Here is a 12438-nt window from a genome sequence, read left to right as displayed (position 1 = left end):
GTTTATTTCCTTCTATATTTTTTCTTTAACCTTACTATATCACTTCAATATGAACTGTATATAAATCGAATTTTGTATTTATCTCTTTATGCTTCCATTTGGGATTATAACTTCATGTAATAGCTTTTCCTCTTCAGCTATTCGTCGATACAAAATAACTGCATAAACTGGAAAAACTAAAACAAAAGTCACATAAGCATGACTCAACAAGGTCAAGCCAATCAACTCAGGAAGAATATTTAAAAAGTAATTAGGATGTTTTACTGTCCTAAACAAGATATGATCTACATATTTGTGATTATTGACAAGCATAAGCTTCACTGTCCAAATATCTCCCAACAAGTGAATCACCAACATCAACATCAGCATAGAAAAAATAAGCAAGACCAAACCAACCATACCCATGCCATCAAAAATTGTCTTGTGCACCATTGCCTCAACCAAGCAAGAGAGATAAAAAACAATATGAGCCATAGTTAATCGTTTTGTATTCTCAACTCCAAATTCTTTCCCGCCATTGCTAAGGATTCGTTTCTCATTCTCTATCGAACGCTTTAAAAAAATCAATCGAATAAAGAATGTTACTAAAATAATCGCTAATACCATATTAGTATCCTTTCTTTTATCTATGCAAAGAATAACACACTTATGTTAACCCTATATGAACTTTAATAAAAAACTAATCTGTCTACAAGCTAATCTTAAATTCCATACCGTGTTCATAAGGGAGAAAACTATAGTCCATTTGATAGCTTTCTAAAATATTATTCACAATGTAAAGACCCAAACCGGAACTTTCATCCTTATCTGTCACGATTTGAGAATGATAGAATATATCAAATAAATGTTCTAGTTCTTGGTCACTTAGAGGCGCACATGTATTTTTGATAGAGAGATAGCCATCTTGCTCGGATATGATTACGCGCCCATTTTTATCTGAATATTTAATTGCATTACTAATCAAGTTTGTCAAAACCTTATCCAATGCCCTAAGACTCATGACGACCCTGGTAGCATCTGTCAATTGATTTTCAATTGTAACACCTATTGAATGAGCTAATTCTTGATAACGTGATAAAATATCTACTAAAACTGGCTTAACAGTCAAGGTCTCACGACACTCTGTCCACTCTTGGAATTTAGAAGACTCCAGTACTTCTTCTAATAAGTGGCTCATCTGGTCAATCTTATTTATACTCTTTGCAATATATTTTGGATGATCTTTGTAATCTCCAATATTATGCTGCATATTCTCTAGGATAATTCTAAGACTGGCTAAAGGGGTTTTCAACTCATGTGATGCTCCACGGACAAAGGAAACCTTTTGATTTTGCAATTTTACAATTTGCTCATTACGACTTTCCAACTCATGAATAACCTTCAACAAGTGCTCATACATACCATTAATCTGTTTTCCAACTTCACCAACTTCATCTTTCCTACTTTCATCAAAACGAATATTGTCATCCAAATCTTGCATTTTACTAGTCACTTCTGAAATGTAAAAAAGAGGATTGAGCAAGCGTTTAGTATAAAAATAAGAAAAAACAAAGGAAAAAGCAATTGTAACCAAAAATGTATATGGGAGATACAAAAGCAAAATATTCTTTGCTTCTTTGTAGATATCCACCCCGTGAACAAATTGCACTGTTACCTGTTTACCATCTGCTGTACTAACAGACATATCTAACATCACGATATAATTTGATAGCTTTCCATCTTTAATATCCAAGTCATGCACAAGAGGGAGCCGCTTATCTACAATATCTCTTTTAAGGTGAGCAGATATGGTCAAGGACTTTGAATAAGACTGGAGTAAGCTTGGAATTTCATCAGATGTCTTAGTCTTTAAATACTCCGTAAACACTCTTGCGCTCTCATTAAACTTTTCCCCCTCCAGTTGAATATAATAAAAAGGAAAGGTCAAATAAATAGCTATATGAATGACTAGACCAACACCACCTAGAATTGCAAAACTTCTTAAAAAAGACTTGGTTAATAATTTAGGATTTTTTATCATAAGCTAATCTTATACCCAACATTTTTCACAGTCACGATACAATCTAAAGCTAATTTTTTGCGAAGAGTACGAATATAGACATCAACGACCCTATCACAAGGTAAATCAGCTACATCTTTTGAAATTTCTTCCAATATCTGCTCTCTACTTAAAACTTGATTTTTATGCTGAATCAAACACTTTAGTACCAGTAATTCCTTTGGTTTGAGATCAATTTCTTCATTTTTATAATGTGCTTTGTAAGAGGTAAAATCCACTGTTACATCCTGATATCGCCAAATATCCTCTATGACGTAGTAACGTCTGATAAGCGCCTTAATACGCTTGACAAGCAGTACCAAAGAAAAAGGTTTTGTCACATGATCATCAGCATAGAGATCAAATACCTGTGACTGAGTAGTTTCATCTCCCAGAGCACTCAAGACGATGACAGGAATATCGTGCTTTTGATTGATTTCTTTTAACACTTCAAAACCACTCTTCCTAGGCATCATTAAATCCAGTACCATGAGATGGATAGGGAGATCTTGAAATTTTTCCAAGACCTCTTGTCCATCCTTAGCCATAATGACATGATAACCCTCTTCTGTCAGAAATGCTGCAATTCCTTCTCTAATCATTTCCTCGTCATCTGCAACTAAAATGTTCATCTCTCTCCCTTTCTACTACCAGAACTCCATACATCTATTTCCTGTATGCTATTTGAAAATTTCCTACCAGCCTATCATCTATGATAATGGAATGGATTTCATTTATCCGCTACTTTTTGTCAACAACAACGTCAATACAAGAAAATCATTCATCTTGCAGCTTATACTCTTCGAAAATCTCTTCAAACCACGTCAGCTCTATCTACAATCTAAAAACAGTGTTTTGAGCAACCTGTGGCTAGCTGCCTAGTTTGTTCTTTGATTTTCATTGAATATTAGTTTGATTTTTCAAATACCAGCTAGAACGGATTTGACATGCAAAAAAGAAACAGGTCTCTTTTGAAAGAATAAAAATTTCAGATAAGACTGCTCTTTTTCTACTACACACGCTCTAAGACAAATACGACGGAGGGTAATAAACATATGAATTTTGTGTTGAATGGTGAAAACCACGGATCGTTTAGAAGCTATAGGTTTTAGTTTCATACTCTTCGAAAATCTCTTCAAACCACGTCAGCTCTATCTGCAACCTCAAACCAGTGTTTTGAGCAACCTGCGGCTAGCTGCCTAGTTTGCTCTTTGATTTTCATTGAGTTTCACTCCACTGTGACTTATGGTCAGATGCTGATACTTTTATTCTTTTATGCAATATCAAATTTTAACTGGCCTGCTTTGACACCAATCTTAAGTGTGCTGCCTGCCACTAAATCTCCCTTAAGAAGAAGTTCTGCCAACTTGTCCTCCACTTCTGTTTGCAGGGTTCTGCGAAGTGGGCGAGCTCCCATCTCTGGGTCATATCCTTGATTTGCTAACAATTTCAGAGCTGAAGCTTGTAATTTCAAGTCAATGCCTTTTTCAGCCAAACTTGCCACTAAAGGCTTGACCATAATCTTCACCACTTCCTGCATATGGTCACTAGATAGGCTATGGAAGACCACCTTCTCATCAATACGGTTGATGAATTCCGGTCTATAAGCTTTTTTCAGTTCTTCAAACATGCGTTTTTCCATATTTTCCTGGTCAAAACGAATATCCTTAGCCCCAAAACCAACAGTCTTATCATCACGAAGGGCAGTCGCACCTAGGTTCGATGTCATAATGATAATGGTATTTGAAAAATCGACCTTGCGTCCCTTGCTATCTGTCAAAACACCGTCATCCAGAACTTGCAAGAGAACATTAAAGATATCTGGGTGGGCCTTCTCTACCTCATCAAAGAGGAGAACGGAATAGGGTTTATTGCGAACCTTCTCTGTCAACTCTCCACCTTCTTCGTAACCCACATAGCCTGGAGGAGCTCCATTTAGACGGCTGGCTGCGAATTTCTCCATATACTCACTCATATCAAAGCGGATAAGGGCTGATTCGTCATCAAAGAGAACTTCTGCCAAAGCCTTGGCCAACTCGGTCTTACCGACACCTGTGGGTCCTAGGAACATAAAGGAACCGATCGGACGCTTGTGACTGCGAATTCCTGACTGATTACGGCGAATCGCACGACTAATGCTTGAAACAGCTTGATCTTGACCGATGACACGTTTATGGAGTTCTGCTTCAAGATTTAGATACTTCTTAGCATCCGTTTGAGTCAGTTTTTGAACTGGGATTCCTGACAAGCGACTCAAGGTGGTCAAAATATCAGACTCTGTCACCAAGTCTTTGTAGACAGGTACTTCCTCTTCTTTTGCGATTAGCTGGGCTGCCTGTTTCCACTTGCCATCCATCAGGGCCTTATCAGCTGGACTCAAATCTGAATCGTCTGCTTTTACATACTTTACCTTATTTTGCACTGTTGCTGCTGCTTCGTCCAAGAGGTCGATAGCAGAGTCTGGCAAGTGACGACTGGTTAAATAACGATGAGCCATCTTAACCGCTGTTTCAACCGCTTCATCTGTGATTTGTACACGGTGATGTTTCTCATAAGTCGCCTTCAAACCTTGTAAAATAGTCATACTATCTGCCACACTTGGTTCTTCAATCGTCACTTTAGCGAAACGACGAGAAAGAGCCGCATCTTTTTCGATATGTTTTTGATATTCTTCCTGAGTGGTGGCACCAACCGTTCTCAAAGTTCCACGCGCCAAGGCTGGTTTCAAGATATTGGCCGCATCCAGAGTCGAATCAATCCCGCTACCAGAACCCATGATGGTGTGGAGTTCATCGATAAAGAGGATGACTTGGCCATCTTCTTCAATATCCTTGATGATATTATTCATGCGTTCTTCAAAGTCACCACGGAAGCGTGTCCCTGCAACGACATTCATCAAATCAAGTTCTAACACGCGCATCTTAGCCATTTCCGCAGGCACGTCACCACTAGCAATACGCTGAGCAAGACCAAGCGCCAGAGCTGTTTTCCCGACACCAGCATCCCCAACCAAGACAGGGTTGTTCTTAGTCTTCCGGCTCAAGATTTGAATCATACGTGAGATTTCCTTGTCCCGACCGATGACTGGTTCTAACTTGCCAGAACACGCTTGCTCTGTCAAATCATGCGTATAGTCCTCGAGACCACCACTAGGAGTCTGCGGCATGCCCATCATATTGGCCATAGAATTTTGCTTGTCAGCTACTGTACGATGGCGTTGGCGTAAAGCCTTGAGATCTTCACGAGTCCAGCCTGCCCGTTCTTCTAAATTTCGACGAAGAGCAGCAATCTTGACCTGATCTTTCTTGTCTTCATAAGAAAAACCAGCCCTCTCCAAGATACGAGTCGCCAAGGCATTGCCATCATGCAAAATCGCATAGAGGACGTGCTCTGTCCCTAGCACCTTAGCATGGACCACTGACGCTACATACTCTGCTTCGTCAAAAAGAATCTGCAAACGACGGGAGAACGGCAATTCCGTAAAAGTTTCATCCTGGCTATAGTCCGTTTCAGTCAGTTCCAAAGCCACCTCTTCTAAACGGTCCAGCTCATACGGATAATCATTTAAAGTTGCCCCTGCTACACTATAACTGTGATTAGACATGGCAATCAACAAGTGCCAAGACTCTAGATAACGAGCTCCAAAATGTCCAGCAACCATGTAGGCACTTTCGATACATTCATTCAATGCTTTTGAATAGTTCATCTTACTTCCCTTTTCTATCTACCTCTTGTATGATCTGACGTAGCATGTTTGCTCGAACAACTGGAGCTTCTTCTCCTAAAACGCGATCCAAAGCTACTGATTCTAGCAAATTCATCTCCTGCTTGGTCATCAATTCCTGCTCAACCAAAAGCTGGAGAATATCCTCATAAATTTCTTGACTGACTCGCTCACCAATCGAGTAAAGCAGCTCCCGGAGCATTTCATGATGACTAGAAAACTCAATTCGTCCTATACGAATGTAGCCTCCACCACCACGCTTACTTTCAACCAAGTAGCCTCTACTTTCCGTAAAGCGTGTCTTGATCACGTAGTTAATCTGACTAGGAACAACCTGAAAGGTATCTGCCAACTGACTCCGTTGCAACTCCACGATACCAGATTGATCTAAAATCGCCTTGATGTAGGCCTCAATATGATCCGATGTATTTTTAAATCTCATAACAAACCCACCTCTCTCTTTAAACCTTGACCTTGTTTGACTATTATACCGAAATTTTCTCATTTTTAAAAGAAAAAGGGCGCTGGTAAAGGATAATCTTCACCAACTCCCTATTTTTCTACTTATCTAAGCCTAATTCTGCCAAGATTTGACGTTTGTAGGCAATCTTTTGGACTTCCTTGTCCTCATCTTCAGACCAATCTAGTTTAATTTCTGAAACAATCTGCCCAGGGCGATTTTTCAAGATATAGATGCGGTCGCTGAGATTGAGGGCCTCCTCAATACTATGCGTGATGATCAGGGTTGTTAGCTGCAACTGCTTGTGAATCTCAAGATACCAAGCGTGGAGTTCCATCTTTGTCATCTCATCCAAGGCGCTAAAGGCCTCATCTAAGAGAAAGAGCTTGTGCCCAAAAAGGTAGGTCCGGAGTAAGGCTACACGCTGGCGCATCCCACCGCTAAGTTCATGAGGATACTTGTCTCTTACAGCTGTCAGCTGGAAGGTCGCAAGAATTTTATCCGCTCGGGAAATAGCTTCTGCCTTATCCACCTTTTGAATCAAGAGGGGCAGAATGATATTTCCAAGCACCGTCTTGTGCTCCAAGAGCAGATCCTTTTGCAACATATAACTCACGCGCCCCTTGGGATTTTCTTCACCATCAAGGACAATTCTCCCTGACTGAACTTCTAAAATCCCAGCGATTAGATTAAAGAGGGTGGTCTTTCCAACACCACTTGGGCCTAGGATGGAAACCACTTCGCCTGAAGTCACCTGTAGGTTGATATCCTCTAAAATCCTCTCCTGACCATAGGCATAACTGACGTGCTCTAGTCTAATTTCTGTCATTATTTCACAAATTCGTTGGTGAAGCCTTTGTCTGTCAAGTCTTCTTTAAGGATACCATTTTCTTTATCCCATTTATAGAAAGCATTCCAGCGAGCTGCGTCAAATTGACCCCATTTTTCCTTGTCGCTTGCGTATTCTTTTGACAAGTATTTTTGAGATTCGATGACAAAGTCACGTTTTTCCTTGAGTTCAGGTGCATTCTTGATGAGAATATCTGCAGCTTCTTCTGGATGTTCCATGGCATATTGGTAGCCTTTTTTGATGGCTTGGATGACTTTGCGAGCTTCTTCTTTGTTATCTTTCAGATAGTCGTTGTTTGCGATGATAACTGGTGAATAGTAGTCAAACTCCTTGACATAGTCTTTCAAGTACATGAAGTTAGCATCTACACCTTGAGATTTAGCAAGGATACCATCCCAACCGTAGTAAATCCAAGCAGTATCAAAGACGCCATTGGCAATCGGTGTGATTGAGTTTGAGTCGTTATTTGGTACTTTTTCAACCTTCTCAAAGTCTCCACCTTGAGATTCTACCAAGGTTTTCAACATAGCAAGTTCAGTTGGGTCATTCCATGTCCCATATTTCTTACCAACCAAGTCTTTTGGACTGCTTACATTATCAGATTTACGAGAGATGATTCCTGATGTATTGTGTTCAACAATAGCTGCAACGGCAGTGATTCCTGCTCCTTTTTCCAATTTCTTAGCCATGTAGTCTTGGAAATACACTGCAAATGGTGCCTTTCCGTTGATAACCAAGTCAGAAGAACTTTCTTCTGGTGGCAATTTCAAATCAACATCCACTCCAGCTTCTTTGAAATAACCTTTTTCCTTGGCAACATAAAGCCCTGTGTGGTTGGTATTTGGTGTCCAGTCTAGGATAAAGTCAACCTTCTTAAGTTCTGCCTCTTTGTTGTCTTTAGAAGCAGTTCCTTGACCACAGGCCACAAGCACAACAGCTACAAGAGCTGTTACAAGCGTTAAAAACACTTTCCATGTTTTCTTCATTTTGATTTCCTCTTTTCTTTTTCAAAAACGCTCTATTTTAAGTACGTTTCCATTTAATCACATATTTTTCACTGATATCGACCAGCTTCATACCCAAAAGACTGATAATCGACACCAGAATAATAATGGCAAACATGGTATCATACTGAAACAGTTTTTTAGACTGAATCATATAAACACCAAGACCTTCAAAACCTCCCAACCACTCAGATACCACAGTTGTGATAAAGGCGTAGGAGACACTGACCCTCAGACCTGCATAAAAGTAAGGCAGGCTAACCGGGATTTTAAAATGCCACAGGATTTGCCAAGGGTTTGCTCGCATCAGACTAAACAAAGTCAGCATATCCTTGTCACAATGCCTAAAACCGTCCAAAATACTAACGATGATGGGAAAGGTTGTTGTTAAGATAATCAAGACAATCTTGGGCAAAATCCCATAACCCAGCCACAAGACCAGGATAGGAGCTATGGCAATGGTCGGAATGGTCTGAATGACCACCATCATAGGGTAAATCAGGTCATTGAGCCAAGTCAAACTATCCATGAGCACAGCCATAAGACAGGCAATCAAAACTCCCAAAATCAGCCCCAGTAAAGCCACTCTCAAGGTCGCCCAGCTATGGTGCCAGAGAAATTCTCTGTCACGAACAAAGGGCTGGAGAATTTCAAGAGGTGTCGGCAGGATAAACTTGGGGAGAAGTTTAAGAAAACCTGCTAACTGCCAGATTGACAATACTCCGAGAAAGCCCAATAGACTAATGTGTCGTCTCAGTATACTTTTCAAGTTTCTCATCAATACTTAAAATCTCTCCTACATTTATTTTGACATTGGCAAAGACATTGTCTGCCTCCTGCACTGCCACTTCCAGCGCTTCTTTTAGAATGCGCATAAGCTCATCAAACTCCCCTTCCAAGACCGTTTCAAATGGTGTCACTACCATCGTCACTTCTTGAGTTTGCAGATAAGCAATGACCTGATCAATAACAGCTATCCGATCAATCCCCTGTGCTAGGGGTAAAACTTGCAAGGCAATGCTTGCTTTCATAAGAACCTCCTCTTCTCGTTTTCCTTTTAAAAAAAAGAAAAACCTTTACCATACATGGAAAAGGTGCAAAATTAGACTAAGTATCGTTCCCTCCGCTGGCATTACCCAGATCAGGTGCGGTCGAAGTTTAACACTTCCTCTCAGACTGTACACAGACTCCCATATATTATATGTATATATGATAGCGCAAAATAAGAAAAATGTCAAGGAAACTGCTTACAGAAAAGAGCAGGAAATTTCTCCTACTCCAATTTTCTATACTCGTTCTCCATCACTGTTTACTCTGTAGCCATCCACCGTCGTATTAATAGCTAAGGCGCCTGAAGAGTAAGAATAATACCACTTACCAGAGACCTGGTACCAGCCTGTTTTCATTGCCCCTGAACTACCCAGATAATACCACGAGCCATTCTCCTTTAACCATCCTGTCTGCATTTCACCAGATAATTTCAAATAATACCAGCTAGAACCGTCTTTCAGCCATCCTGTTGATTTAGAACCATTTGATTTGAAATGATACCAACTACCATTTATTTTCTTCCAACCGACAGTTGAACTATTATTGGATCCATAGCTAGAGATATTTCCTGATTGATTCTGATAATTTTGTGAAGAAGTCACTCCCTCTAGCTGTATATAGCGACGACTTCCGTTATAAGCCGTATAACTCAACCACTTATAGCCGTCTTTTTCAAGTATCTGATCATAATGAACCTTCTCTCCAGGATAATAGTAATCAATCACAGTTGCACTAACTAGGGGTTCAGTTTTAATAGCAGACTTGATCTTAAAATAATGAGTTCCTCCTGTTGAAGAAAGAACAGAATTACCTAGAGGATTTTTATTCACAGCCTCCAATTGAACATAACGATAGCTTCCATTATAGGCAGTATAACTCAACCACTTATAGCCGTCTTTTTCAAGTATCTGATCATAATGAACCTTCTCCCCAGGATAATAGTAATCAATCACAGTTGCACTAACTAGGGGTTCAGTTTTAATAGCAGACTTGGTCTTAAAATAATGAGTTCCGCCTGTTGAAGCTGAGGATTGACTATTCCCAACACTGCCACTATCCAAATCTTTAAAATGAATAAATCCTGTCATCGTGTTTGCTTTTATAACTCGTTTATTATAGGATTCTGTATAACCATAGTTATATTCCTCAATCTCAATCTGATCTCCCATTACATTTGACACCCAGGCAACATGACCATAAGTTCCTGCAGTAGACCAAGTAATGGAACCAATCGTCGGTGTATTATCTACACGATAACCTTCCCGACGAGCACGATGTCCCCATTCATTCGCATTTCCATAAGCTGCCGGAATTTCAAAACCATTGACATTACTCAAACGAAAGGCTACAAAAGAAGTACACTGACGAGAATACATGCGCCACTGATCAATCTCCTGGCTCCCATTTTTATAATAAGCAGGATAATCATCCCCACGCGCAATCGATCCATTTCCTCTGGAATAGGCATAGACACTATCACCAGCTGCTAGCATCAATCCTACTACTAAAAAAGGAACAAGCTTTTTAACTGACATCTTCAAGTAATAACTTGTTCCTCTTGCTATAAACGGTAAAATTTTCATTCTTCCTCCTTAAAAAATAATATAAAGCGATGATTGCCTTCACCTAAATTATTCGGAGAAAAAAGAAAAAGTGAGAAAATTTCTCACTTTAGTCAAGATAATGAATCAAATTCTTTTCTGTAAGAATATCTGAGTAAGTAAAGGATTCAACGTAAACATTAACTTGTTTATCTCCTTCCACATCCCCAAACTCCACAATAAATAGGGATGGATAAACTTCAATTAGCTTACCCAATCTATTTTTTTGGCGCTTACGACCATTCTCCAAAGTCATTTCTACGACTTGTCCCTCATGTGCCTTGATTTCTTCTTTGATTTTTTTCATCTTGGCTACATCTGTAAATGCATCTGACATCTTATGCCTCCCTCTTTGAGATACTTGAAAATTTATTGTATTCTTTTTGGAAAATCAATTCCACTGTTCCACGAGCTCCACTACGGTTTTTCTCGATAATAACTTCCACCTTATTATTTGGGATACCCTCCTCTTCTTCACCACCACGTTCATAGTAGTCATCGCGATAGAGAAAAGCTACGATATCAGCGTCCTGCTCAATAGACCCAGATTCACGAATATCAGACAAGACCGGTCTCTTGTCCTGACGTTGTTCTACACCACGAGAAAGCTGACTCAGAGCGATTACTGGAACCTTCAATTCCTTGGCTAGTATTTTCAACTGACGAGAAATTTCAGAAACTTCTTGTTGACGATTTTCTCGACCAGTTCCCGTGATAAGTTGCAAATAGTCTATCAAAATCAAACCAAGATTTCCAGTTTCTTGAGCCAATTTACGAGAACGAGAACGAATCTCTGTAATCCGAATACCTGGCGTATCATCGATATAGATACTGGCGTTAGCTAGATTACCCTGAGCAATAGTATATTTTTGCCACTCCTCATCTGTCAATTGCCCTGTACGGATAGAATGTGACTCCACCAAGCCTTCTGCAGCTAACATACGGTCTACCAAGCTTTCCGCACCCATTTCGAGTGAAAAAATAGCAACCGTTTTGTCCAACTTAGTCCCAATATTCTGAGCGATATTCAAGGCAAATGCTGTCTTACCAACTGCTGGACGAGCTGCTAAGATAATCAACTCCTCCTCATGAAGTCCTGTTGTCATATGATCCAAATCACGATAACCTGTCGCAATACCTGTAATATCGGTCGTTTGTTGCGAGCGAGCTTCCAGATTTCCAAAGTTGAGATTCAACACATCTCGAATGTTCTTAAACCCGCTTCGATTTGCATTTTCACTGACATCAATCAACCCTTTTTCTGCCTGAGCAATAATTTCATCAGCTGGTTGTGACGCTTCGTAAGCTTGGTTGACAGACTCTGTCAACTTGGCAATTAAACGACGTAGCATTGCTTTTTCTGCAACAATCTTAGCATAATACTCCGCATTAGCAGAAGTTGGCACAGAATTAACAATCTCAACCAAGTAAGACAAGCCACCAATATTCTGTAAATCACCTTGATTATCAAGGATAGTACGAACCGTTGTTGCATCTATGGCATCACCACGATCGGATAAATCGACCATGGCTTGGAAAATCAAACGATGGGCATACTTAAAAAAGTCCCGAGACTCAATGTATTCTCGCACAAAAACAAGTTTACTCTCATCAATAAAGATAGCCCCTAAAACGGATTGCTCAGCTAAGATATCTTGAGGTTGTACTCGTAACTCTTCTACTTCTGCCATCAGACTTCCCTTCCTTTTAC

General features: G+C 39.9%; 12 protein-coding genes. All 12 read right to left on the bottom strand.

Annotated features, from left to right (window positions below; translation table 11 throughout):
* Positions 1-78: 78 nt before the first annotated feature.
* The 12 genes from AT689_RS02935 to dnaB all read right to left on the bottom strand — a co-directional run bounded on the left by AT689_RS02935 (position 79) and on the right by dnaB (position 12418).
* Positions 79-606, bottom strand: coding sequence for an isoprenylcysteine carboxyl methyltransferase family protein (locus AT689_RS02935; protein WP_000241918.1), 528 nt, complete (start codon positions 604-606; stop codon positions 79-81).
* Positions 607-688: 82 nt separating this feature from the next.
* Positions 689-2020, bottom strand: a complete 1332-nt coding sequence (gene hk06, locus AT689_RS02930) for a two-component system sensor histidine kinase HK06 (protein WP_000594650.1) — start codon at positions 2018-2020, stop codon at positions 689-691.
* Positions 2017-2670, bottom strand: a complete 654-nt coding sequence (gene rr06, locus AT689_RS02925) for a two-component system response regulator RR06 (RefSeq protein WP_001024075.1) — start codon at positions 2668-2670, stop codon at positions 2017-2019. The genes hk06 and rr06 overlap by 4 nt, the downstream gene beginning before the upstream one ends.
* Before the next feature lie 641 nt (positions 2671-3311).
* Positions 3312-5744, bottom strand: a complete 2433-nt coding sequence (locus AT689_RS02915; protein ID WP_001109654.1) for an ATP-dependent Clp protease ATP-binding subunit — start codon at positions 5742-5744, stop codon at positions 3312-3314.
* A gap of 1 nt (position 5745) precedes the next feature.
* Positions 5746-6204 carry a CtsR family transcriptional regulator gene (locus tag AT689_RS02910; protein WP_001211273.1) on the bottom strand — a complete coding sequence of 153 codons (459 nt, stop codon included), beginning with the start codon at positions 6202-6204 and terminating at the stop codon, positions 5746-5748.
* Between the two features lie 118 nt (positions 6205-6322).
* Positions 6323-7051 (bottom strand): ABC transporter ATP-binding protein, encoded by a 729-nt coding sequence (locus AT689_RS02905; protein WP_000136224.1) that lies wholly within the window; start codon positions 7049-7051, stop codon positions 6323-6325.
* Positions 7051-8058, bottom strand: a complete 1008-nt coding sequence (locus AT689_RS02900) for an ABC transporter substrate-binding protein (RefSeq protein ID WP_000754546.1) — start codon at positions 8056-8058, stop codon at positions 7051-7053. Before AT689_RS02900 ends, AT689_RS02905 begins: the two co-directional genes overlap by 1 nt.
* 37 nt (positions 8059-8095) lie before the next feature.
* Entirely contained in the window at positions 8096-8854 is a 759-nt protein-coding gene (locus AT689_RS02895; RefSeq protein WP_001245132.1) for an ABC transporter permease, read from the bottom strand.
* Positions 8817-9107, bottom strand: coding sequence for a thiamine-binding protein (locus tag AT689_RS02890; RefSeq protein ID WP_000647664.1), 291 nt, complete (start codon positions 9105-9107; stop codon positions 8817-8819). The genes AT689_RS02895 and AT689_RS02890 overlap by 38 nt, the downstream gene beginning before the upstream one ends.
* Before the next feature lie 255 nt (positions 9108-9362).
* Positions 9363-10709 carry a choline binding-anchored murein hydrolase CbpD gene (gene cbpD / locus AT689_RS02885; protein ID WP_000698574.1) on the bottom strand — a complete coding sequence of 449 codons (1347 nt, stop codon included), beginning with the start codon at positions 10707-10709 and terminating at the stop codon, positions 9363-9365.
* Positions 10710-10797: 88 nt separating this feature from the next.
* Complete coding sequence (locus AT689_RS02880; RefSeq protein WP_001278167.1) at positions 10798-11064, bottom strand: Veg family protein; 267 nt, start codon at positions 11062-11064, stop codon at positions 10798-10800.
* Position 11065: 1 nt separating this feature from the next.
* The gene (gene dnaB / locus AT689_RS02875) at positions 11066-12418 is read right to left on the bottom strand and encodes a replicative DNA helicase (protein ID WP_000852486.1); all 1353 of its coding nucleotides are present in this window, start codon (positions 12416-12418) and stop codon (positions 11066-11068) included.
* Positions 12419-12438 lie beyond the last annotated feature (20 nt).

Origin of the sequence: Streptococcus pneumoniae, from assembly GCF_001457635.1 — a bacterium.
Classification (GTDB): domain Bacteria; phylum Bacillota; class Bacilli; order Lactobacillales; family Streptococcaceae; genus Streptococcus; species Streptococcus pneumoniae.
The sequence above is the reverse complement of the archived record's forward strand: the minus strand, read 5'-3'. Positions and strand labels throughout refer to the sequence as shown.